This is a genomic window from Streptomyces sp. NPDC037410 (genome assembly GCF_055602235.1).
The window spans coordinates 472,997-496,109 of the sequence record NZ_JBVJWR010000002.1 but is presented as its reverse complement, the minus strand read 5'-3'; the positions used below and the strand labels follow the sequence as shown (position 1 = coordinate 496,109).

At 72.7% G+C, this 23,113-nt stretch carries 15 protein-coding genes; 6 read left to right on the top strand and 9 right to left on the bottom strand.

Going from position 1 to position 23,113, the window contains the following annotated elements:
* Positions 1-3,375, top strand: coding sequence for a pyruvate carboxylase (locus ACZ7HT_RS05095; protein ID WP_471159885.1), 3,375 nt, complete (start codon positions 1-3; stop codon positions 3,373-3,375).
* A 48-nt stretch (positions 3,376-3,423) separates the two neighbouring features.
* Here ACZ7HT_RS05095 and ACZ7HT_RS05090 read toward each other — a convergent pair whose 3' ends face one another.
* Both ACZ7HT_RS05090 and ACZ7HT_RS05085 read right to left on the bottom strand, forming a co-directional pair.
* On the bottom strand, positions 3,424-5,031 hold the full coding sequence (locus tag ACZ7HT_RS05090) for a multicopper oxidase family protein (protein ID WP_471159882.1): 1,608 nt from the start codon (positions 5,029-5,031) through the stop codon (positions 3,424-3,426).
* 75 nt (positions 5,032-5,106) lie between these two features.
* A complete protein-coding gene (locus ACZ7HT_RS05085; RefSeq protein WP_471159879.1) occupies positions 5,107-5,580 on the bottom strand; it encodes a hypothetical protein in 474 nt (157 codons plus the stop codon).
* A 178-nt stretch (positions 5,581-5,758) separates the two neighbouring features.
* Between ACZ7HT_RS05085 and ACZ7HT_RS05080 the strand changes: the two genes are divergently transcribed.
* Entirely contained in the window at positions 5,759-7,558 is a 1,800-nt protein-coding gene (locus ACZ7HT_RS05080; protein WP_471160078.1) for an ATP-binding SpoIIE family protein phosphatase, read from the top strand.
* 46 nt (positions 7,559-7,604) lie between these two features.
* Here ACZ7HT_RS05080 and ACZ7HT_RS05075 read toward each other — a convergent pair whose 3' ends face one another.
* Positions 7,605-9,821 (bottom strand): RICIN domain-containing protein, encoded by a 2,217-nt coding sequence (locus tag ACZ7HT_RS05075; protein ID WP_471159876.1) that lies wholly within the window; start codon positions 9,819-9,821, stop codon positions 7,605-7,607.
* A 207-nt stretch (positions 9,822-10,028) separates the two neighbouring features.
* Between ACZ7HT_RS05075 and ACZ7HT_RS05070 the strand changes: the two genes are divergently transcribed.
* Complete coding sequence (locus ACZ7HT_RS05070; RefSeq protein WP_471160076.1) at positions 10,029-11,063, top strand: LacI family DNA-binding transcriptional regulator; 1,035 nt, start codon at positions 10,029-10,031, stop codon at positions 11,061-11,063.
* A gap of 46 nt (positions 11,064-11,109) precedes the next feature.
* Here the strand turns inward: ACZ7HT_RS05070 and ACZ7HT_RS05065 are convergent, their stop codons facing one another.
* The 3 genes from ACZ7HT_RS05065 to ACZ7HT_RS05055 all read right to left on the bottom strand — a co-directional run bounded on the left by ACZ7HT_RS05065 (position 11,110) and on the right by ACZ7HT_RS05055 (position 15,181).
* On the bottom strand, positions 11,110-12,321 hold the full coding sequence (locus ACZ7HT_RS05065) for an esterase-like activity of phytase family protein (RefSeq protein WP_471159873.1): 1,212 nt from the start codon (positions 12,319-12,321) through the stop codon (positions 11,110-11,112).
* 89 nt (positions 12,322-12,410) lie between these two features.
* Entirely contained in the window at positions 12,411-14,012 is a 1,602-nt protein-coding gene (locus ACZ7HT_RS05060; protein ID WP_471159871.1) for a M4 family metallopeptidase, read from the bottom strand.
* Between the two features lie 188 nt (positions 14,013-14,200).
* Positions 14,201-15,181, bottom strand: coding sequence for a LysR family transcriptional regulator (locus ACZ7HT_RS05055; protein WP_471159868.1), 981 nt, complete (start codon positions 15,179-15,181; stop codon positions 14,201-14,203).
* 238 nt (positions 15,182-15,419) lie between these two features.
* Between ACZ7HT_RS05055 and ACZ7HT_RS05050 the strand changes: the two genes are divergently transcribed.
* From ACZ7HT_RS05050 to ACZ7HT_RS05040, 3 genes are all read left to right on the top strand, one after another.
* The gene (locus ACZ7HT_RS05050) at positions 15,420-16,064 is read left to right on the top strand and encodes an L-threonylcarbamoyladenylate synthase (RefSeq protein WP_471160073.1); all 645 of its coding nucleotides are present in this window, start codon (positions 15,420-15,422) and stop codon (positions 16,062-16,064) included.
* Positions 16,065-16,304: 240 nt separating this feature from the next.
* The gene (locus tag ACZ7HT_RS05045; protein ID WP_471159865.1) at positions 16,305-17,855 is read left to right on the top strand and encodes a FadD3 family acyl-CoA ligase; all 1,551 of its coding nucleotides are present in this window, start codon (positions 16,305-16,307) and stop codon (positions 17,853-17,855) included.
* A 13-nt stretch (positions 17,856-17,868) separates the two neighbouring features.
* Complete coding sequence (locus ACZ7HT_RS05040) at positions 17,869-19,491, top strand: flavin-containing monooxygenase (RefSeq protein WP_471159862.1); 1,623 nt, start codon at positions 17,869-17,871, stop codon at positions 19,489-19,491.
* Here the strand turns inward: ACZ7HT_RS05040 and ACZ7HT_RS05035 are convergent.
* The 3 genes from ACZ7HT_RS05035 to ACZ7HT_RS05025 form a co-directional block, all read right to left on the bottom strand.
* Positions 19,472-20,344 (bottom strand): alpha/beta hydrolase, encoded by an 873-nt coding sequence (locus ACZ7HT_RS05035; protein ID WP_471159859.1) that lies wholly within the window; start codon positions 20,342-20,344, stop codon positions 19,472-19,474. The two genes, ACZ7HT_RS05040 and ACZ7HT_RS05035, sit on opposite strands and share 20 nt — an antisense overlap.
* Before the next feature lie 173 nt (positions 20,345-20,517).
* On the bottom strand, positions 20,518-21,282 hold the full coding sequence (locus ACZ7HT_RS05030; protein WP_471159856.1) for a glucose 1-dehydrogenase: 765 nt from the start codon (positions 21,280-21,282) through the stop codon (positions 20,518-20,520).
* Positions 21,283-21,331: 49 nt separating this feature from the next.
* Positions 21,332-23,011, bottom strand: coding sequence for an FAD-dependent oxidoreductase (locus ACZ7HT_RS05025; protein ID WP_471159854.1), 1,680 nt, complete (start codon positions 23,009-23,011; stop codon positions 21,332-21,334).
* Positions 23,012-23,113 lie beyond the last annotated feature (102 nt).

Here is a 23,113-nt window from a genome sequence, read left to right as displayed (position 1 = left end):
ATGTTCCGCAAGGTGCTGGTGGCCAACCGCGGCGAGATCGCGATTCGCGCGTTCCGCGCCGGCTATGAACTGGGGGCTCGGACGGTCGCCGTCTTCCCCCACGAGGACCGCAACTCACTGCACCGGCTGAAGGCCGACGAGGCCTACGAGATCGGTGAACCCGGCCATCCGGTGCGGGCCTACCTCTCCGTGGAGGAGGTCATCCGGGCGGCCCGCCTGGCCGGCGCCGACGCCGTCTACCCGGGCTACGGATTCCTGTCGGAGAACCCGGAACTGGCGCGCGCCTGCGAGGAGGCGGGCATCACCTTCGTCGGCCCGTCCGCGCAGACCCTGGAGCTGACGGGCAACAAGGCGCGTGCGGTGGCCGCCGCCCGCGAGGCCGGGGTGCCCGTCCTCGGGTCCTCGGCGCCCTCCACGGATGTGGACGAACTCGTCGCGGCCGCCGAGGAGATCGGCTTCCCGGTGTTCGTCAAGGCCGTCGCCGGTGGCGGCGGCCGCGGCATGCGGCGGGTCGAGGACCCGGCGACGCTGCGGGAGTCCATCGAGGCGGCGGCCCGCGAGGCCGAGTCCGCGTTCGGCGACGCCACCGTGTTCCTGGAGAAGGCCGTCGTCGACCCGCGCCACATCGAGGTGCAGATCCTCGCCGACGGCCGGGGCGATGTCATCCACCTGTTCGAGCGGGACTGCTCGCTGCAGCGCCGCCACCAGAAGGTGATCGAACTCGCCCCCGCCCCGAACCTCGACCCGGCGGTACGTCAGCGGATCTGCGACGACGCGGTGAAGTTCGCCCGCCGGATCGGCTACCGCAACGCGGGCACCGTGGAGTTCCTCCTCGACCGCGAGGGCAACCACGTCTTCATCGAGATGAATCCGCGCATCCAGGTCGAGCACACGGTGACCGAGGAGGTCACCGACATCGACCTGGTGCAGTCGCAGCTGCGCATCGCCGCCGGAGAGACCCTCGCCGACCTCGGGCTCACCCAGGAGTCCGTCGTCCTGCGCGGCGCCGCCCTGCAGTGCCGGATCACCACCGAGGACCCGGCCAACGGCTTCCGCCCGGACACCGGCATGATCAGCGCCTACCGCTCGCCCGGCGGCTCCGGCATCCGGCTCGACGGCGGAACCACCCACGCCGGTACGGAGGTCAGCGCCCACTTCGACTCGATGCTGGTCAAACTGACCTGCCGGGGACGGGACTTCAGGACCGCCGTCGACCGCGCCCGGCGCGCGGTGGCCGAGTTCCGCATCCGGGGCGTGTCCACGAACATCCCCTTCCTGCAGGCCGTGCTCGACGACCCGGACTTCCAGGCCGGGCAGGTCACGACGGCCTTCATCGAGCAGCGGCCGCACCTGCTCACCGCCCGCCACTCGGCCGACCGCGGCACGAAGCTGCTCACCTACCTCGCCGACGTCACCGTGAACAAGCCGCACGGTCCACGCCCCGTGCTGATCGCCCCCGCGACCAAGCTCCCCCGGCTGCCCGCGGGCTCGCCGCCCGCCGGATCCCGGCAGCGGCTCACCGCGCTCGGCCCGGAGGGCTTCGCGCGCGGCCTGCGCGAGTCGCCGACCCTCGGCGTCACCGACACCACCTTCCGCGACGCCCACCAGTCCCTGCTCGCCACCCGGGTCCGCACGAAGGACCTGCTCGCCGTCGCCCCGGCGGTCGCGCACACCCTGCCGCAGCTGCTGTCCCTGGAGTGCTGGGGCGGCGCCACCTACGACGTCGCGCTGCGCTTCCTCGCCGAGGACCCCTGGGAGCGCCTCGCCGCGCTGCGCGAGGCCGTACCGAACATCTGCCTCCAGATGCTCCTGCGCGGCCGCAACACCGTGGGGTACACCCCGTATCCGACGGAGGTGACCGACGCCTTCGTGCGGGAGGCCGCCGCCACCGGCATCGACATCTTCCGGATCTTCGACGCGCTCAACGACGTCGACCAGATGCGGCCCGCCATCGAGGCCGTACGGGAGACGGGCACGGCGGTCGCCGAGGTCGCGCTCTGCTACACGTCCGACCTCTCCGACCCGGCGGAGAAGCTCTACACCCTGGACTACTACCTGCGGCTCGCCGAGAAGATCGTCGCCGCCGGTGCGCACGTCCTCGCGGTCAAGGACATGGCCGGGCTGCTGCGCGCCCCCGCCGCGGCCAGGCTCGTCTCCGCGCTGCGCCGCGAGTTCGAGCTGCCGGTGCACCTGCACACCCACGACACCGCGGGCGGCCAGCTCGCCACGTACCTGGCGGCGATCCAGGCCGGCGCGGACGCCGTGGACGGTGCGGTGGCCTCCATGGCCGGCACCACCTCGCAGCCCTCGCTGTCGGCGATCGTCGCCGCCACCGACCACTCGGACCGGCCGACCGGCCTCGCCCTCCAGGCGGTCGGCGACCTGGAGCCGTACTGGGAGAGCGTCCGCAGGATCTACGCCCCCTTCGAGGCGGGCCTGGACTCGCCGACCGGCCGCGTCTACCACCACGAGATCCCCGGCGGGCAGCTCTCCAACCTGCGCACCCAGGCCGTCGCGCTCGGCCTCGGCGACCGCTTCGAGGACGTCGAGTCGACGTACGCGGCCGCGGACCGGATGCTGGGCCGCCTGGTGAAGGTCACGCCCTCGTCGAAGGTGGTGGGCGACCTCGCGCTGCACCTCGTCGGCGCCGGGGTGGCACCCGCGGACTTCGAGGCGGCACCGAACCGGTACGACATCCCCGACTCCGTCGTCGGCTTCCTCCACGGCGAGCTCGGCACCCCGCCCGGCGGCTGGCCCGAGCCGTTCCGCAGCAAGGCCCTCGAAGGCCGCGCGGGTCCCAAGCCGACGCCGGACCTCACCCCGGAGGACCGCACCGGCCTGGAAGAGGACCGGCGCGCCACGCTCAACCGCCTGCTCTTCCCCGGCCCGACGACGGTGTACGAGGCGCACCGGCAGGCGTACGGCGACACCAGCGTGCTCGACAGCAAGGACTTCTTCTACGGGCTGCGCCCCGGAAAGGAGTACAGCGTCGACTTCGGGCCCGGCGTGCGGCTGCTCATCGAGCTGGAGGCCATCGGCGAGGCCGACGAACGCGGCATGCGCACGGTCCTGTCCACCCTGAACGGTCAGCTGCGGCCGATCCAGGTCCGCGACGAGGCGGCCGCGGCCGATCTGCCGGTGACCGAGAAGGCCGACAGGTCCGACCCGGGCCATGTCGCCGCGCCGTTCGCCGGTGTGGTCACGCTGGCCGTCGCCGAGGGGGACGAGGTCGAGGCCGGGGCGACGGTCGCCACGATCGAGGCGATGAAGATGGAGGCCTCGATCACCGCCCCGAAGGGCGGCCGGGTGTCCCGACTGGCCATCACCAGGATCCAGCAGGTGGAGGGCGGCGACCTCCTCGTCGAGATCCGGTAGGCCGGAAGGCGGCCGGGACACCGGGTCCGGTGTCCCGGCCGGGGCCTCCTACTTCAGGTAGCCGAGGACGGTCATCATCCCGGACTCGGCGTGGTAGACGTTGTGGCAGTGGATCATCCACAGGCCCGGGTTGTCGGCGTCGAAGTCGACCTCGATCCGCTTCCCCGGCAGCACGATCGAGGTGTCCTTGCGCGCCCCGCCGCCCGCGTGCGCGTAGGTGTGCCCGTGCAGGTGCATGGGGTGCCACATCGTCGTGTCGTTCACGAACGCCAGTCGGACGCGCTCGCCCGAACGGACGGGGTAGCGCTGGGCGGGGTCGTACTTCCTGCCGTTGATGGCCCAGTCGTACTTCATCATCGAGCCGGTCAGACTGAACTCGATGGTGCGGTCGGGCCGGCCCTGCTCCAGGCGCACGGACTCCGCCGCCTTGAGCTGACCACCGTGCACGACCCTGCCGTCCAGCTCCTTCGGACGCGCGGAGGCGGTGGGCGCGGCTCCGCCGCCGGTGCGCAGGACGGCGAGGGCGGTGCGGCCCTTGCCCTCGGCGAGCGCGGTCAGGGGGAAGGCGCCGCTTCCGACGGTGACGAGGGCGTCGACGCGCTCGCCCATGCCGAGCAGCACCGCGTCCGCCTGCGCGTGCTCGACGGGGAAGCCGTCGGTGTGGGTGACGGTGAGCCGGTGCCCGCCGAGCGCGATCCGGAAGGCGGTGTCGCCGCCGGCGTTGATGATCCGGAGCCGGATCCGGTCGCCGGGCCTCGCCGTGAAGGTCCCCGGGTTCTGCGGCGTACGGCCGTTGATCAGGTAGTACGGGTAGCCGACATCACCCGCGTCACCGCCGAGGAGATCGCTGCTCGCGCCCATGAGCATGCGGGAGGGGGCAGGGGACGGTGACGTCCGGGTGGTCATCGACATGTTCGACATGTCGTGGCCCTCCGTACCGCCGGATCCGCTCATGTCCATGCCGCCGTGGTCCATCCCGCCGCCGCCCATGCCCTTGCCGAGCTCGGCGAGGACAGCGTCCGGGGTGGAGCCGTCGACGCCGTCGACCCAGTCGTCGAGGACGATCACCCACTCCTTGTCGTACGTCAGCGGCTCCTTGGGGTCCTCGACGATCAGCGGCGCGTACAGGCCGCGGTCCTGCTGGACCCCGGAGTGCGGGTGGAACCAGTACGTGCCGGGGTGGGAGACGGCGAAGCGGTACGCGAAGGAGCCGCCGGGCTTGACGTCACGCTGGGTCAGGCCGGGCACGCCGTCCATGTCGTTGCGCAGCGCGAGTCCGTGCCAGTGCACGCTCGTGGCCTCGGGCAGGTGGTTGGCCAGGGTCAGGGCGAGGGTGTCACCGGCGGTGACCCGCACCTCCTTGCCGGGGAGCGCGTCCCCGTACGCCCAGGTACGGACGGTGCGTCCGCCGCCGAGGTCGAGCGGGGTCTCGACGGCGGTGAGCTTCACCTTCCGCTCGGGGCCGGGCTTGCGCAGTGCCTCGGTCGCCCCGATCTCCTTGCTGTCGGGGGTGATGTAGCCGGCGGTCGGCGTGGTGCCGGTGCCGCTCGCGGAATGGTCCATGCCGCTCATCGAGCCGGAGCAGGCGGTCAGCAGGCCGGTGCCGGCGGCGGCGAGTCCGGCGCCGAGGACGGTACGACGGGTGGGTCGGTTCATGGCTGAGGAACCTCAAGACGTGGTCGTTGCGGGGGGGGCGGTTTTCCGCTCGCGGTGAGGAGCGGCCGAGCCCGCCTATATGCGCAACAGCGAAAGACGCGTCAGGAGGGAGCCGGGCGGGGCGGGCGGCGGGATCGCGCGGAGCGCGTACGCGAGACGTGCCGTCGGCGGCAGCAGGTCGCGTACGGGCGTGCGCCGTCCGATGACACGGGCCAGCAGGGCCGCCCCGATGCCGACGCCGAGCACGGCCAGGCAGACGGCGGCGGCTCCGGCGCCGTGGGCGGGTGCGGGGTGCGTCGAGTGAGGTGTCGGAGCGACGGCCGGGTGTTCCGCCGGTGCGGCCGCCATGACGTGGCCGGCGTGAGTGACGTGGCCCGCATGAGTGACGTGGTCGGCGTGAGAGACGTGGTCGGCGTGAGAGACGTGGGTGTCGGTGGCGGCGTGCGCGCCGGGGTGGCCGAGGGCGTGCATGAGCACGATGCCGAAGAGCAGCGCGACGGAGAGCAGACACCGGCTCGTCCAGGTCGCCGTCTTCGGGCGTACTGCCACGTCGGTCTCCTTCCTCGCTCCGGTACCGGCCGACCGAACGCAGCCGATGATACGGGGTGGGGGTATGAAGCTCGATCCGGCCCGGCCAAGAAGGTGCCTGACAACAGGAGGCACGGATGAGGTTTACGGTGCAGACTGGGCACGAAATGGCGTCGAGTCCTGCTTGGGGGCCGAAAGAGTGAACGGCGGCAGCGGCGGACGGCGCCTGCCCGGCCGCGGCTCGGCCGGGCAGGACCCGGCGGGAAGCCGCTCGACCTGGGAGAACGCCCGCTTCCGACGGGGCAGAGGCGTTCTGCCACCGGACAGGTTCACCCTGCGCAGCCGACTCGCCTGGCTGAATTCCGCCAGCACCAGGATCGGCACGACCCTGGACCTGGAGCGCACCGCGCAGGAGCTCGCCGAGTTCACCGTGCCCCGCTTCGCCGACGGGGCGGCCGTGGACATCCTGGAGAGCGTCCTGCGGGGCGACGAGGGCAGCCGGTGGACGGAATCGGGCATCCCGGCCATGCGGGCCACGGCGCTCTGCGCCATCGAGGAGCTCACCTCCCTGGAGCCCACACCGGTGGGCGAGACCTTCGTCCATGCCGAGAAGCCGCACGAGACCCTGCTCCACCGCTACTGCCTCCGGCAGCGCAAGCCGGTCCTGCTGAGCCGCATGCGCGACGAGGACTTCAACCGCGTCGCGCCGACCGTCAGCGCGGCGGAGAAGATGCGCGCCGCCGGTGTGCACAGCTATCTGGCCGTCCCCCTCATCGCCCGTGGGCTGCTCCTCGGCAGCGCCGACTTCGTGCGTGCCCCGGGCACCCCGCCGTTCTCCTCCACCGACCTGGCCCTGGCGGAGCAGCTCGCCTCCACGGCGGCCGTCTTCATCGACAACGCGCGGCTGTACGGGCGAGAGCGCGAGCACGTCGTCTCGTTGCAGCGCAGCCTGCTGCCACGCGTGACTCCGGCGACGCCGGGCCTGCTGGTGCACTCCGAGTACGCGCCCGCGGCCGCGCATCACGGCGTGGGCGGCGACTGGTACGACGTGATGGCGCTGCCGGGCGGACGGACGGCCCTCATGGTGGGCGACGTGATGGGGCACGGGCTGCCGGCCGCCGCCACCATGGGGCGGCTGCGGACCGTCGCCCGCACCCTGATGACCCTGGACACGGCCCCCGAGCGGATCCTGGCGCGGCTCGATCTGGCCACCCGCGACCTGGAGGACGAACAGGTCGCCACCTGCCTGTGCGCCGTGTACGACCCCGCCGACTCCACCTACACGCTGGCGAGCGCCGGGCATCTGCCGCCCCTGCTCCTCGACGGTCAGGGCGGTGCCTCGTACGTCCCGGTGCCGACCGGCGCGCCGCTGGGGGCGGGAGTGATCCCGTACGACCCGCTGCGGCTGCGCGTCCCGGACGGCGCCCATCTCGTCATGTACACGGACGGACTGGTGAAGTCGCGGGATGTGGACGTCGACGCCCAGCTGGACCGGCTGCGTTCGGCGGCGCTCGGACTGACCCCCGAGGCGCTGGAGCAGGGCGGTCTCGTGGAGTGTGCTCCGGCCACCGCAGCCCGCTTCGACGAGGCGGTGCTCCTGGTGACGGCGGATGCCCCGCTTCCGGCCGGCGATCTGCGGGTGTGGCAGCTGCCGCAGGACGGGCGGGCCGCCTCGGTCGCCCGGGGTCTGGTCACCGACCAGCTCGCCGCGTGGGGCCTCGACGAGCTGGCCGACGTCTCCGAGCTCGTCGTCTCCGAGCTGGTCGGCAACGCGCTGCGCTACGGGAACGGTCCGGGCGAGCTGCGTCTGCTGCGCGGGGAGCGGCTCGTCGTGGAGGTCTCGGACACCGGCCCCGACCTGCCGCAGATCCAGCACGCGGACCTCAGCGACGAGGGTGGCCGGGGGCTTCAGCTCATCAACATGCTGTGCCGCAGATGGGGTTCCTGTCGCACCGTCACCGGCAAGGTGGTCTGGGCCGAACAGAACATGCCGTCCTGAGACGGGAGCGGGCCCCGGGCGGATGCCCGAGGCCCCTCGCGAAGGTTCAGGCGATCGTCCACCGCTGGAGGGCGGAGCCGGTGTCGGCCTGCTGGGTGAGCGTGGCCCCGTCGGCCGTGGAGGCCGTGGTCATCAGGAGGCCGCTGCGGGCCGAGGTGACGGTGTAGCCGCCGGAGGCCTGCCGGACGAGGTTCCAGCGCTGGTTGGCGCCGCCGTGGCAGGTCCACTGGATGACCCGTGCGCCGGCGGTGAGGGAGCCGTTCTCGATGTCGGCGCACTTCCCGGACGAGCGGTTCTTGATCTCGTACGTGCCGTCGGTCTGCTGGGTGAGCGTCCAGCTCTGGTTGGCGCCGCCGTTCGGGGTCCAGGTGATGAGCTGGGTGCCGTCGGTGGCGCTGCTGCCCGGGTTGTCGAGCGCCTTCCCGCCGGTGGTGAGGGTGTGGACGCCGTTGAGGGAGGCCGAGACCGCGGTCAGCGTCAGCGACTGCTCGCCCGGCGTGCGGCCGCCGCCGACGGGGTTCCCGGTGGTGTCGCTCCAGCTGCGGGCGGGGGTGGTCTCGCTGAGGCGGCCGGTGGTGCCGGAGAGGCCGAGGACGAGGCCGCTGTATCGGTTGACCAGCTTGTACGTGCCGGTGGGGCTGTTGTCCGTGGCGGAGGCGCCGCGGATGACGAACCACTCCTGTCCCGGGCCCGTGGTGGCGGGGGTGGCCGTGGGTCTGGTGCCCCAGGCCCGGGTGGCGGTGCCGGAACCGTCGACGCCGAGCAGGTTCCCGGTGGAGGCGTTGGCGATGCGGTAGGAGCCGTCGCCCTGGGCGGTGAAGGTCCACGCTTCGAGGTCCGAGCCGGTGGCGGCGGGCACGGACGTGGTCGCCGAACCGCCGGGGACCTGGGCGAGGACGCGGCCGCCGGCGCCGGCGATCCGGTAGGTCCTGCCGGAGTCGACCGGGGCGGCCGGCTCGTTCGTGCCGACGCTCAGGTTGACGTACTCGGAGCTCGCTCCGCCGGAGCAGCCGAAGGAGCAGTAGGCGCGGAAGTCCTTGCCGACGATGCCGGAGCCGGTCCTGTTGCCGCTGTCGAGGAACCAGCGGTACCAGGAGGCGGTCCTGTAGCCGCCGGTGTCGCCGAGCCGGAACCACTTCTGGGTGGTCAGGTCGTCGGTGGCGTAGATCTCCTGCGGGGCGTTGCCGCTCTGGTCGACGGCCTGGGGCTCGCCGAGGTAGAGGCCGAGGTAGGCGTTGTAGGTGATGTCCATGACGAACAGCGGTGACGTCGGGGGCGTGAGGCCGGCGGCGACCTGCTGGCTCACGGAGCCGCTGTTGGCCGGGTCGTACTCCTTGGCCGTCGGCACGTATCCGGTCGTGCTGCTCGCGCCGACCGGGACCATGGTGCTCTCGCGGCCGCCGACGCCGGGTTCGGTCCAGGTGCCGTCGTACCACTTCTTCCAGGTACCGGGGGCCATCTTCCCGGAGAGGGGGGCGCGGGCGACGTGCCCGTAGAACGCGGCCCAGCCGCCGCCCTTGTTGACGATCCGGGAGCCGTAGAAGGCGTAGAAGTAGCCGGAGGCGGTGTCGACGAAGAGCCTCGGGTCGCCGGTGCCGTAGTCGTAGGTCTGCTGCGGGAAGGCGGCGTTGTCGCCGCGCCTGGTGCTGTACCGCGAGGTGATGACGTGGTCCTTGACGGTCCAGGTCTTCCCCTGGTCCGTGGAGACCGCGTAGTCGATGCCGTCGTAGTGGATGCCGTCGCCGAAGGGCTGGGGGGTGAACTCGTTGTGGACGAGCCCGTACCAGTCGCCGGTGTCGGGGTCGACCCACATGCCGGTGAGGTCGCAGTAGTTGCGGTGCGCGTAGCCGCTGCCGGCCGGGGCCTGGGTGGACTCCAGGCCCGTGGGGCTGTTGTCGCAGCGCCATGTGGTGTCGTTGTTGCGGTCCGCGGTGTTGTTCGGGTTGACCGCGTCGCTGAGGGCGGCGGACCGGTTGGCGGTGTCGAAGTTCGACCCCGTGTAGAAGGTCCAGCTCCGGCTGTCCTTCGCTCCGTAGAGCGCGTGCGCCTGCTGGTAGTAGAAGGTGCCGTCCTTGTCGATGTAGGGGCTGGCGGGCGTGTCGTCCGGGCGGGTCCAGGACCCCTTGGCGCCGACGGTGACCGTGTACGTGGCCGTCGACGGGACGGCCGAGGCCGCGGGCGGGGCCGCGAGGGTGCTGCCGCCGGTGACGGCCAGGGCCGCCGCGGCGAGCAGGCTCACCGTTCTGCTGCGCGGAGATCTCACACGTACTCCTCAGCTCGTGGGGGCGCACGCCGGGGCGGCGTGCAGGAGGTACGGCTGACGCAGGCACGGACCCTAGGGCTTCTTTGACCGGTAAAACAAGACCTGGGCGACGGGGAGGTGCGGGCCTCGGGCGCCTTGACCGGGGGTGGTGGCCGCGTTACGTTGCGAGCCCATCCTGACCGGTACTTCGGGGGCGCCATGGTCACCATGAGGGACGTGGCCGAGCGCGCCGGCGTCACCAAGCAGACCGTCTCCAACGTCGTCACCGGACGGGTTCCGGTACGCCCCGCCACAGAGGCGCGGGTCCGTGCCGCGATCGCCGAACTCGGCTACGTGCCGAACCTCGTGGCGCGTTCCCTCGCCACCGGCAGCACCCGGACCGTCGGGCTTTTCGTCCCGACCGTCCGCGCCCCGTTCTACGCCGAACTCGTCGAGCACGTCGAGGACGTCCTGGAGGAGCGCGGCCACCGCTTGCTGCTCTGCACCACCCGGCTCGACGGGGAGCGCGCCCGCCGGCACCTGGCGGGGCTCACCAGCCGCTCGGTGGACGCCCTCCTGATCGCCGGGGACCAGGGCCTGACGGGTCATCTGCCGCTGCTCTCGGGGGCCCGGTTCCCCGTGGTCCTGTGCGCCTGGGAGGCCGGACTCCCCGACGGTCTCCCGGACGGCTTCCCCGTCGTCACGATCGACTACGAGCACGGCGGGCACCTGGCCGGCCGGCACCTCCTCGGCCTCGGGCACGAACGGGTGGCGGTGCTGGCCAGCCCCGCGCACGGGGTGCGCGTGGCGGGCTTCCGGCGCGCGTTCGAGGAGGGCGGGATCGCGCTGCCCGACAGCGCGGTGCACCTGGCCGCGGAGCCCACCTTCCGGAGTGGCCTGGAGGCGGCGGCCGCGGCCCTGCGGGCGGCTCCCGGCACGACGGCGCTGTTCGCGACGCACGACCTCCTGGCGGCGGCCGCGGTGGAGGCCGCGCGGACCCTGGGCCGCTCGGTGCCGGACGACCTCTCCGTGGTGGCTCACGACGACACCCCGGAGGGGCTGTTGTCCCGTTCCCCGCTGACCTCCGTCGTCCTGCCCAAGCGGGACCTGGCCCGGCAGGCGGTCGAGGTCGCGCTCGGCGCCCTCGACGCCCCCGCCTCCGCCGATCTCCGGCCGAGGCTCCTGCGCCCCGAACTCGTCCCCGGCGCCAGCACGAAGCGGGCGCCGGAGCACAGGGGCGCACGCCGAACGGTCCGCCCCTGAGGACGGACCGTTCGACGCCTACGGCCTGGTGACGCTCGGACGGAGGTCAGCGCACGGCGAGGGCGACGATCTGGGTGACCGCGTCCTCGGCGAAGTTGTCGTCGCTGACCAGGATCAGCGACCGCTCGCCCGACGGCAGCCTCGGGCCCCACGTCATGCCTTCGGTGTTGTCGACGGTGGAGAGGCCGAGGGTGTCGAAGTCCGCGACGAGCGTCTTGCGCATCGCCACGACCGGCTGCCCCGCGAGGGATTCCCTCGCCTGCACGTCGGTCGCACCGCGCGTGGTGGCGTCGAAGAGGCGGATCTTGTAGCCGGCGCCGGCGACCCAGGTGCGCTCCAGGACGAGGTAGCGGTCCGGGTCGTCGGGGAAGGCGAGGATCGACGGGACGCCGGTGTCCGGGCCCCAGGGGCTGTTCGGGTCGTTCACGGCGAAGATCTTCTCGACGGGGTACGCGAACTGCCCGAGGACCCGGCCGTCGCGCGTCTGCTTCGTCACGCGGACGAGCGCGCCGTGCTCCACGGTGGGCTCCGGGCCGTCCTGGAGCAGCGGGCCCTCGATCGCGCTGGTCAGGACGCGGCCCCGGTCGCCGAAGGTGATCGCCTCGATCGCCTGGTTCCGGCGCGGCCCGCGGTCCTCCATCGTGATCTCGTAGTTCGCCGGCAGCGGCAGCTGCCCGAGGTAGGCGCCGGTGGGGCCGGCGAACTGGATGGACGGCTGGATGACCGGCGGGCCGACCGTCTTGGGCCGGTCGCCCTCCTGCGCCCACCAGTAGTCGCAGGAGCGCGGGTCGACGCGGATCTCCTCCGGGTCGACGGCCTTGCCGTCGCCGAGCGTCGGCGCGGGGTAGACCGAGCCGTCCGGCTGGAGGAAGGGGTGGGTGCCGGTGAAGTCGACGGCGTGCACGCCGCTCGCGTCGACGTCCAGCCTGGCGGTGTAGAAGCGGGCGGGCTGGATGTACGAGCGGTCGTCGCTGATGAACACGTACTCGCCGGTGCACCGGTCGCGGTCCACGCCGGAGAGGCCGCCGACGGTGGTGCCCTGGAAGTCGAGCTTGTGGGGGACGATCTTCTCACCGAGCAGACGGGCCTGCGCGGCCCGCACCGGCCGGTGGTCGTGTCCGCCGGGCTGGGCGGCGACGGCCACGGCGGGGGCCAGCGTCGAGGTCAGGAGCAGGGCCGCGGCGAGCGCCCGGCGCGTCAGGGATGAACTCATGGAGTTGATCTTGCCGTCGTCCGCCCCGGCGCCGCAGTCACCCATCCGGGTATTCCTGCGGGTACACGACCGACGGGCCCCGCCGTGACGGCGGGGCCCGAACTGGTCATCGGTTCACTCGGTATGACTATACGTCAGAGGACGTTGACCCCGGTCCAGGCGGCGGCCACGGTGGCGTACTCGGGGCTGGTGGCGCCGTACAGGTCCTTCGCCGCGTTCAGGGTCGCGGTGCGGGCGCCCTTGTAGTCCGTGGTGGAGGTCATGTAGACGGTCAGCGCCCGGTACCAGATGGCGGAGGCCTTCTGGTTGCCGATGCCGGTGACGGTGGAGCCGTTGTACGTCGGGCTGTTGTAGGTGACGCCGTTGATCGTCTTGCTGCCGCTGCCCTCGCTGGCGAGGTAGAACCAGTGGTTGCCGACGCCCGAGGAGTTGTGCACGTCGAGACGGCCGACGGACTTCGACCAGTAGTCGGCGGAGCGGCCGTCCAGGGAGGGCTTGTCGAAGCGGCGCAGCCACGGCGGGGTGGACTGGTCGCTGAAGAGGTAGTCCGGGGTGTCGATCGGGTTGTTGGCGTACCACTCGACCATCGTGCCGAGGATGTCGCTGGTGGCCTCGTTCAGGCCGCCGGACTCGCCGCTGTAGCGCAGGTTCGCGGTGGCCGAGGTGACGCCGTGGGTCATCTCGTGGCCCATGGTGTCGAGGTCGACCTGCTCGGGGTCGGTGACACCGTCGCCGTCGCCGGTCATCATGCAGAAGCAGGCGTCCGACCACTGGGCGTTGTCCCAGTTGGTGCCGACGTGGACGAAGACGGTGGCGCCGCGGCCGTCGTTCTTGATGCCGTTGCGGCCGAAGGTGCTCTTGTAGTAGTCGAAGGTCTTCGCCGTGTTGGCGTGCGCGTCGACGGCGGCGGTGGCGCGGTCGGTGGAGAACTTCTTCCCGTCGCCCCAGATGTTGTCGGCGTCCGTGTACAGGGTGCCGGAGGAGCTGTTCAGGGACGAGGACGAGACGTTGTGCGCGTCCTTGGTGATGTGGCCGCGGACCGGGTCGATCAGGGCGTAGGTGCCGTTGGCCTGGAGCGTGGTGTCGAGCGTGATGTCACCGGTGTACTCGGAGTGGCCGGTGCCGGTCGCCTCGCGCTCGGTGTCGTAGTTCTCGATCGCCGCGCCGGTGGTGGCGTCGGTGACGAAGACCTCGCCGTGCGGCTGGCCCTTGTCGCCGAGGCCCTGGACGGTGGTGCGCCAGGCGAGGCGGGGGGTGCCGTCGGCGGCCCACACGACCAGCTCGGGGGTGGACCTGGCGCTGCGCACGAGGCCGTTCGAGCGGTTCAGCGCGCCGGCCGAGGCGCCCTTGGCGTCGACCGCCGGGGTGACGGAGCCGAGCGCGACCTTGTGGGCCTTGGCGTGGGTGGAGCCCTTGAGCGAGCCGTCGGCCTTCTGGTGGACGACGAAGTCGCCGCCGACGACGGGGAGGCCACGGTAGGTCCGGTCGAAGCGGACGTGCTGGGTGCCGTCGGCGTCGATGACGACGTCCTTGACCTGGAGCGCCTGGCCGGCCCCGAAGCCGAAGGTGTCGGCGTGGCGGGTCACGTTGGCCTCGGCCCGGGCTATCGCCGTGTCGCGGACGGAGGTGACGTGCCGGGTCGCATCGGGCTGCGAGTACGCCGGTGCGGCGAGCGTGCCCGTGGTGATGACGGCGGCGGCGACCATCGTGGAGAGGGCCAGCAGAGGACGGGTCATGACGGGGTGTTCCTTCGCTCGTCGTGGGGGGTGACGACGTCCTGGGACGTTGACGCGAAGTGTTCACCAGGTGACATGTTCCTGACGTGATCCCATGTGGGATATAGCTGGGGAGCTATAGGGGGGTGGAGGGCCACGGCCCGGCCGGCCGCCCGGCCGCAGCCCTCGGGCCCGCCCCGCGGGAGCCGTCAGCCGTCCGCTCCGAGCGCGAACTCGGCGCCGCCGTCCTCCCACCAGGCCAGGTACTGCGGCCGCTGCCGCACCAGCGAGAGGTACTCCGCGAGGAGGCGCTCGCCCACCGCGTCGGCGAGCTCGGGCGGGACGGACTCCGTGTTCCAGGCCAGCTGCAGCCGCCGGTGGAACGGAACGTCCACGAGCGGCCGCTGCACGGTGCCCTGCGCGGGCACGTCGGCGCTCGGCCACACCCCGCAGACGGCGCGCCGGCCGGCGACCAGGATCTGTGCCACGGACAGGTCCGGCGTCACGTGCGCGATGCGCGGGGTGAACCCCGCCGACTGGCAGGTGAGGTGGAGATAGGCGTGCACCCCGCTCTCGTCGGCCTCCGGCATCACCCACTCCTCGCCGCGGAGGTCGCGCAGGAAGACCCGCTCCTGGCGCGCCAGCGGATGGTCCTCGGCGAGCAGGACGAAGACCGGTTCGCGCAGCAGCGTGCGCGTCACGACCGACTCGCCGACGGACAGGGGAAAGCCCGGGAACTCGCCGAAGACCGCGATGTCGCATTTCGACTGACTCAGCGCCTTCACCAGGGTGTCCACGGAACGGCGGGCGTCGATGGTGACCCGGTTCTCCGGGACGAGTTCGAAAAGGGCGGATATGAGCAGTGACACCAGGGGGCCTGCGGTGCCGCCCGCCCGCAGTGGCACCGTGGCCCCCCGGTCCGTCTCGGCGGCGGACCGCGCGTGCTCGCGCAGCCGGTCGAAGCCGGCCACGAGGTCGCGCGCGCAGCGCAGGACGTACTGGCCGTGCTCGTTCGGTCTCACCCCCTCGGCGCTGCGGGTGAAGAGGGGGCCGCCCAGTTCCTGCTCTATCCGCTTCAGTTGAGCGCTCGTGGCGGGCTGGGAGAGCTGGAGGCGCGCGGCGGCTTTGCGGATGCTGCCGGCCTCGGCGACGGTGAGCAGGACACGGAGGTGCCGGAACTCGAGGTGCATGTACATTCCCCGCTCAGGGCGGAGGGCCCTTGCGCACCCCCCGTGACCAGCAGTACCAGCTGCCCGGGGGCATGGTCACCAAGCCTCTGACGGGCCTGTCGGGGCGGCAACCACGGGAGGGCAAAATCTACGTGCCCATGCCAGGCTTTGCAGCGGCATCGCGCGGCCGGGCCGGTCGGGGTCCGGTCGGAAACGGCTCGTTAGAGTAGGTGGCATGCCCCGCACCTCTCCCGACCCCATGGCACGGCGTTTCGACTGCTCCGACCCCTCGGCCCGCCGGGCCGGCCTCGACGCGGCGGTGGCCGCCCTCCGGCAGGGGCGCCTCGTCGTCCTCCCGACGGACACGGTCTACGGGATCGGGGCCGACGCCTTCGATCCCCGGGCCGTCGCCGGTCTGCTCGCCGCGAAGGGACGGGGCCGTCACAAGCCCTCCCCCGTGCTCGTCGGCTCGAAGGACGCGCTCCACGAGCTCGTCGGGGACCTGCCGCGGACGGCCGAGGACCTGATCGGGGCGTTCTGGCCGGGCGGTCTGACGCTGGTGCTCCGCCACCGGCCCTCGCTCTCCTGGGACCTCGGCGAGACCGGCGGGACGGTGGCCGTGCGGATGCCCGATCATCCCCTGGCGCTGGACCTGCTGGCCGCGGCCGGCCCGATGGCCGTCTCCAGCGCGAACCTCACCGACCGGCCCTCGCCGGAGGACTGCGACGCGGCCTTCGGGATGCTGGGCGACTCCGTGGCCGTGTACCTCGACGGGGGCAGGACCGCGGGTCCGGTGTCCTCCTCGATCGTCGACCTGTCCGGCGACACCCCGGTCCTCGTACGGGAGGGCGTGCTGTCCGCCGCGCGGCTGGCGACGGTCGTCCCCGGGCTGCTCGTGCCCTGACCGCTTCCCCACCACCGGCGCCGCCGCCCTCGTTCCCGGGGGCGGCGGCGTCGTATGTCCCTCACGTCGTATGTCCCCCACGTCGTATGTCCCTCAAGAACAAGTCCCGTCACCTTCCCGGTGAGCGGGAACCGCCCCCTGCGCCGGGGCGCCTCCCCCTGCCAGGCTCCGGTCCGCCGTGGTTCCACCGCCCGCGCCCCGCCCGGGGAGGGCGGTGCGGCAGGGAGGACGTGACAGATCATGAGGGGCGCGCAGACCATCGCCCGGCTCGCGGACTGGGCCGCCGAGCGGTACGGGGATGAGGAGGCCCTCGTCTTCGGCGAGGAGCGCTGGACGTTCGCGGAGCTCCGCGACCGGGTCGACCGGGCGGCACGCGCGGTGATCGCCCAAGGGATGCGCCCGGGTGACTCGGTCGCCGTGTGGGCGCCCAACAGCGCGCGCTGGGTGGTGGCCGCGCTCGGCGCGGTGGCGGCCGGCGGGGTCCTCGTCCCGGTGAACACCCGCTACAAGGCCGCCGAGGCCGCCGACATCCTGCGCCGCTCGCGCACCCGCCTGCTCTTCACCGAGCACGACTTCCTCGGGACGGACTACCGGGCCCTGCTCGCCGACTCGGGAGAGGAACTCCCGCTCCTGGAGCGGACGGTGGCCCTGCACTCGGCGGAGTGGTCGCGGTTCCTGGCGGGTGCGGACGGGGTGACCGGGGAGCAGCGCCACGCCCGTACCGCCGCCGTGGGCCCGGACGACACCGCCGACATCCTCTTCACCTCCGGCACCACCGGCCGCCCCAAGGGCGTGCCCACCACCCACGGCCAGAACCTGCGCGTGTACGACGCCTGGGCCCGCACGGTCACCCTCCGGCGCGGCGACCGGTACCTGCTCGTCAACCCGTTCTTCCACACCTTCGGCTACAAGGCGGGCGTCCTCGCCTGTCTGCTGCACGGGGCGACGATCGTCCCGGAGCGGGTCTTCGACGCCGACGCCGTGCTCGGCCGGATACGGGACGAGCGCATCTCCGTCCTGACCGGAGCTCCGACGGTCTTCACCTCGCTCATCCACCACCCCGAGCGTGCGGCGTACGACCTGAGCTCGATGCGGATGGCGGTGACGGGCGCGGCGAACATCCCCACCACGCTGATCGAACAGATCAGGACGTGCCTTTGCGCGCGGAGCGTCAACACCGCGTACGGGCTGACCGAGTCGACGGGCGTGGTCGCGATCTGCCCGCCGCACGAGTCCCCGGAGACCCTCGCCCGCACCTCGGGGACGGCCCTGGAGGGGACGGAGCTGCGCATCGACGCCCCGCCCGGGGAGCCGGGCGAGATCCTCACCCGCGGCTACCACGTGATGCACGGCTACCTCGACGACCCCGAGGCCACCGCCCGGACCGTCGACGCGGACGGCTGGCTGCACACGGGGGACGTCGGCGTGCTCGACGAACGGGGGTTCCTGCGGATCACCGACCGGCTCAAGGACATGTTCGTCGTGGGCGGGTTCAACGTGTACCCGGCGGAGGTGGAGCAGGTGCTGCGCGGCCACCCCGCCGTCCGGGACGCGGCGGTCGTCGGCGCGCCGGACGCGCGGCTCGGAGAGGTCGGCGTCGCGTACTGCGTGCCGGAGGGCGGGGCCGGCATCGACGCGGCCGAGCTGACCTCTTACACGCGTGAGCGGCTTGCGAACTTCAAGGTGCCGCGCTCCTTCCGCTCGGTGCCGGCGCTGCCGCACAACGCGGCGGGCAAGGTCGACAAGAAGGCGCTGCGGCGGTCGGCGGGCACCACCATCACCCCTCGATGAGGAGAGTACGAACGTGAACGAAAGCAACACCGAGTCCGCCGACGTCGTCGACGTGGTCGTCGTCGGCGCGGGCGTCACCGGCCTGTACGCCGTGCACAGGCTGCGCGGTCTCGGCCACCGCGTGCGCGGCTTCGAGCGCGGGGACGACGTGGGCGGCGTCTGGTTCTGGAACCGCTACCCCGGCGCCCGCTGCGACGTGGAGTCCGTGGACTACTCGTACTCCTTCGACGAGGAGCTGCAGGAGCAGTGGGACTGGAGCGAGAAGTACGCGACGCAGCCGGAGATCGTCCGCTATCTGAGCCATGTGGCCGACCGCTTCGACCTGCGCCGCAGCTACACCTTCGGCGCCTCGGTGCTCTCCGCCGAGCTGGACGAGGAGACGCTGCGCTGGACGGTCCGCACGGACGGCGGCGAAGTGGTGTCGGCCCGGTACTGCGTGTTCGCCGTCGGCTGCCTCTCCAGTACGCACGTACCGGACATCCCGGGCGCCGAGGAGTTCAACGGCGCCACCCACCACACGGGGGCCTGGCCGCGCGAGGGCGTGGACTTCGGCGGGCTGCGGGTCGGCGTGATCGGCACCGGGTCCTCCGGCATCCAGGCCATCCCCCTGATCGCCGAGCAGGCGGCGCACCTCACGGTCTTCCAGCGCAGCGCCAACTTCAGCATCCCGGCGGGCAACGCGCCGCTCGACGAGGAGACGCGCCGGCGGCAGAAGGCCGGCTATGCCGAGCGGCGGCGGCTCTCGCGGCTCAGCGGCGGCGGCTCGCCGCACGCGGCGCACCCGTCGGCGACGTTCGACGTGTCGCCGGAAGAGCGGCGGGCCGCGTTCGAGGAGCGGTGGGAGCTGGGCGGCGTGCTGTACTCCAAGACGTTTCCCGACCAGCTCACCGATCTGGCGGCGAACGAGGCCTCCCGCGCGTTCTGGGAGGAGAAGGTCCGCGCGCTCATCGACGACCCCGCCGTAGCCGACCTGCTCGTGCCCACGGACCATCCGATCGGCACGAAGCGGATCGTCACCGACTCGCGCTACTACGAGACGTTCAACCGCGACGACGTGACGCTCGTGAGCCTGCGGGAGAACGCGATCGAGCGGATCGACGCCACCGGCATCGTGCTGGCCGACGGCACCCGGGTGGAGCTCGACGCGCTCGTGTTCGCGACCGGTTTCGACGCGATGACCGGGGCGGTCGACCGGGTGGAGGTGCGGGGGCGGGGCGGCCGACGGCTCAAGGACGTCTGGAGCGGGGGTCCCCGCACCTATCTGGGCCTCGGCGTCGACGGCTTCCCGAACCTCTTCCACCTCACCGGCGCCGGCAGTCCGTCGGTCATGGCGAACGTCGTGCTCTGCGCCGAACAGCACGGCGACTGGCTCGCCGACTGCCTGCGCCATCTGGACGAGCACGGCCACCGGGCGATCGAGGCGAGCGAGGAGGCCGTCGAGGAGTGGGTCGCGCAGTGCAGGGACCGGGCGGCGGCCACGCTGTTCCCGGCGGCGAACTCCTGGTACCTGGGGGCCAACATCCCGGGGAAGCCGCGGGTGTTCATGCCGTTCATCGGCGGCTTCGGGGTGTACGGGGAGATCATCGCGGACGTCGCGGCCTCGGGCTACAAGGGGTTCACCCTGATAGGCTCCTGATACCGGCCGTGAGCCATGAAAGCGCACCGGCCCTCACCCGATCGGGTGAGGGCCGGTGCGCATGCGCGCGCGTGTGCCTGGGGCAGTCCTGGGCGAGGGCCTCGCGCAGGGCGGCGAAGGCGGTCTCGCGGGCCTCGTTCGCCGCGGGCAGGGCGCCCGCCATGGAGAGGAAGCCGTGGAACATCCCGGCGTGGTGGTGGGCGGTCACGGGGACGCCGGCGGCCGTGAGGGCCTCCGCGTACGCCAGGCCGTCGTCCCGCAGCGGGTCGAAGCCCGCGGTGACGACCTGGGCCGGTGGAAGCCCGGACAGGTCGGCGCCCGCCAGCGGGGCCGCGTAGGGGCTGGTGCGGTGCGCCGGGGCCTGCAGATAGCCGTCCCAGTACCACCGCAGGTGGTCGGCGGTGAGGAAGTAGCCCTGGGCGTTCTCCCGGTGGGACGCGCGTGAGCGGGTGGGGTCGAGCATCGGGTAGTAGAGCGCCTGGCAGGTGATCTCGGGGCCGCCGCGGTCGCGGGAGAGCAGGGTGAGGACGGTGGCGAGGTTGGCGCCCGCGCTGTCCCCTGCGACGGCGATCCGCCGGCCCGGGTACGTCGCCGCCGCCCACAGCAGGGCCGTGTAGGCGTCCTCGGGGGCGGCGGGGAAGGGGTGCTCGGGGGCGCGGCGGTAGTCGACGGAGACGACGAGCGCCTCCGTGGCCCGGGCGAGGGAGCGGCAGAAGCCGTCGTGGCTGTCGAGGTCGCAGAGGACGAAGCCGCCCCCGTGACAGAACACGATCACGGGGGCGGTCTCGTGGACACCGGGGTCGTAGACGCGGACGGGCACGCCGTCGGCGTCCGCGTCCGCGACCCGGGCCACGGGGGGGCTGGGGGACGGCGGGCCGGGGGCGGGCGGCGAAGAAGGCACGCACCTCGGTGATGTCCGTCATCTCCGTCGCCAGCGCGGGGAACCCGGCGGTGGCCAGGTCGATGACCGCCTGGACGTCGGGGTCGGGTCGGTTCACGTGGCGGCTCCGTTCGGGGGCGGTGGGTTCACGCATGGGTCTCCTGCGGCGTGAGGAGCGGCGTGCGGCCCGCCGACGCGCCGCCGTCCACGGCGAGTTCGGCGCCGGACAGGTAGGAGGAGTCGTCGGAGGCGAGGAAGGCGACGAGGTGCGCGACCTCCTCGGGCTCCCCGACCCGTCCGAGCGGGGCGCCCGGATGCTCCTTGGTGCCGAGGTGGGCGGTCATGGCGGTGGCGATGGCCCCCGGGTGGACGGAGTTGACCCGGATGCCGTCCGGTCCGAGTTCGAGGGCGGCCGTCCGGGTGAGGCCCCGGAGCCCCCATTTCGCGGCTCCGTACGCGCCGTGCCCCCAGATGCCCTGGAGGCCGGCCTGCGAGGAGATGTTGACGACGGAGCCGCCGCCGCTCGCCCGCATCGCGCCGGCGACGGCGCGGACGCCGAGGAACGGGCCGATCAGGTTGACGCGGAGGATCGCCTCCAGGCGGGCCGGGTCCTCCTCGGTGATGGGCGAGGTGGAGTAGATCGCCGCGTTGTTGACGAGGACGTCGAGCCGGCCGAAGGCGTCCAGGGCGGCGGTGACGGCAGCCGCCCAGGACTGCTCGTCGGTCACGTCGTGGCGTACGAAGCGGGCGGCGGCGCCGAGGGAGGCGGCCGTCGCCTCGCCTTCCGGTACCAGGACGTCGGTGAGGACGACCTGCGCGCCGAGGGCGGCGAAGAGGCGGGCCTCGGCCTCGCCCATGCCGCGGGCCGCGCCGGTGATCAGCGCGACTTTTCCGGTGAGATCGACGGGCATCAGGGGTTCTCCTCGCTCGGGTCCTCGATCGGTCGCAGCGTCGGGCCGGTCACCGCGGATCGGCTGAGCGCGTACGGGCGATGTGGTCGGCCGCGAGCCAGCTGAAGGTCATCGCGGGGCCGATGGTCGCGCCGGGTCCCGGGTAGGTCTCGCCCATGACGGCGGACGACACGTTGCCGGAGGCGTACAGGCCGTCGATGGGCGTGCCGTCCTCCCGCAGGACGCGGGCGGTGGCGTCCGTGACGAGGCCGCCCTTGGTGCCGATGTCGCCGGGGTGCACGGGGACCGCGAAGTACGGGCCCTTCTCCAGGGGCGCCAGGTTGGGGTTGGGGAGCGTCGGGTCTCCGTAGTAGCGGTCGTAGACGCTGTCGCCCCGGTGGAAGTCCTCGTCGCGGCCGGCGCGGGCGAAGCCGTTGAAGCGGTCGACGGTGGCCCGCAGCCGCTCCGGTGCGACGCCGATCAGGGCGGCGAGGTCCTCGACGGTCGGGGCCTTCTTGACGAAGCCGCTCTCCAGCCACGGCTTGGGGAACGGCTGGCCCGGGAAGAGGCCCATGAAGAGGTAGCGGGCCTTGGCGGTGGCGTCGAGGATCAGCCAGGAGGGGACGGTGGTCGCCCCGGGCTTGTCGTTCGCGTACATGGCGTCGACGAACTCGTGGTACGGGGCGGCCTCGTTGGCGTAGCGCTCCCCCGCCGCGTCGACGATCACCATGCCGGGGATGCCGCGGTCGGCGACGAGGAAGAACGGCTTGCCCTCGGGAGGCACCACCGACGGCGCGCCCCAGACCCGGTCCATCAGGTCGGTCGCCGCGCCGAGGGCCAGGGCCGGCTCCAGGGCGTCCCCGGTCTGGCCGTCGGACGCGGAGCTCCACTCGGTGGAGGTGGGCGCCGGCAGGTACTTCTCGCGGAGCCGCTGGTCGTGGGAGAAGCCTCCGGAGGCGAGGACGACGCCGCCGGTCGCCCGGACGGTGAGCGCGCGGCCGTTCCGGTCGATCCGGACGCCGGTGACCCTGCCGTCCTCCTCGACGAGTCCGGTCAGCGGGGCGGAGAGCCACAGGTCGGCGCCGAGGGCGTCGAGGGAGTGCCGCATGCGGGCGATCAGCGCCTCGCCGAGGGAGAGCAGCTCCTGACCGGAGAGCCGGGCCTTCACGGCCTGGGCGCCGACCTTGACGGCCGTGCGGCGGCCGGACCAGGTGCGTCCCACCATGTTCAGCTGCCGGAAGTCCTTGGAGGTGATGGTGAGGCCGTACGTGGGCAGGCCGGCACGGCGCATGGTGGCGCGCTGCTCGGGGCCGAGCTTCTTGAAGTCGAAGACCTGCGGTTCGACGGAGCGGCCCTGCGGGTAGCCGCCGAGCCGCTCGGGGTAGTAGTCGGAGTAGCCGGGGGTGTAGACGAACCTCACGGCCGTGCGGTCGTGGAACTCCCTTACCATGCGCGGTCCGTGGGCGATGTAGGCGTCCTTGCGCTCGGCGGGGACCCGGTCGCCGACGGTGGCGTCCAGGTAGGCGCGGGCCTTCTCGGGGGTGTCGCCGAGCCCGGCGTCGTCCAGGTGGAAGGTGGCGGGGACCCAGATCGCGCCGCCGGACAGGGCGGTCGAGCCGCCGTAGACGTCGGTCTTCTCCAGGACCAGGGCGGTGAGGCCGCGCAGCCGGGCGGTGAGGGCCGCGGCCATGCCGGCGGCGCCGGAGCCGACGACCACCACGTCGTACGTGTGGTCCCACTGGTCGTTCATCGTGTTCTCCCTGGTTGTCTCGGGTGGGTCGGGGGGGGGGGGGGGGGGGGGGTCTCCCCCCCCCCCCCCCCCGCGCTGGGGGGGGAGGGCGGGAGACGCTCG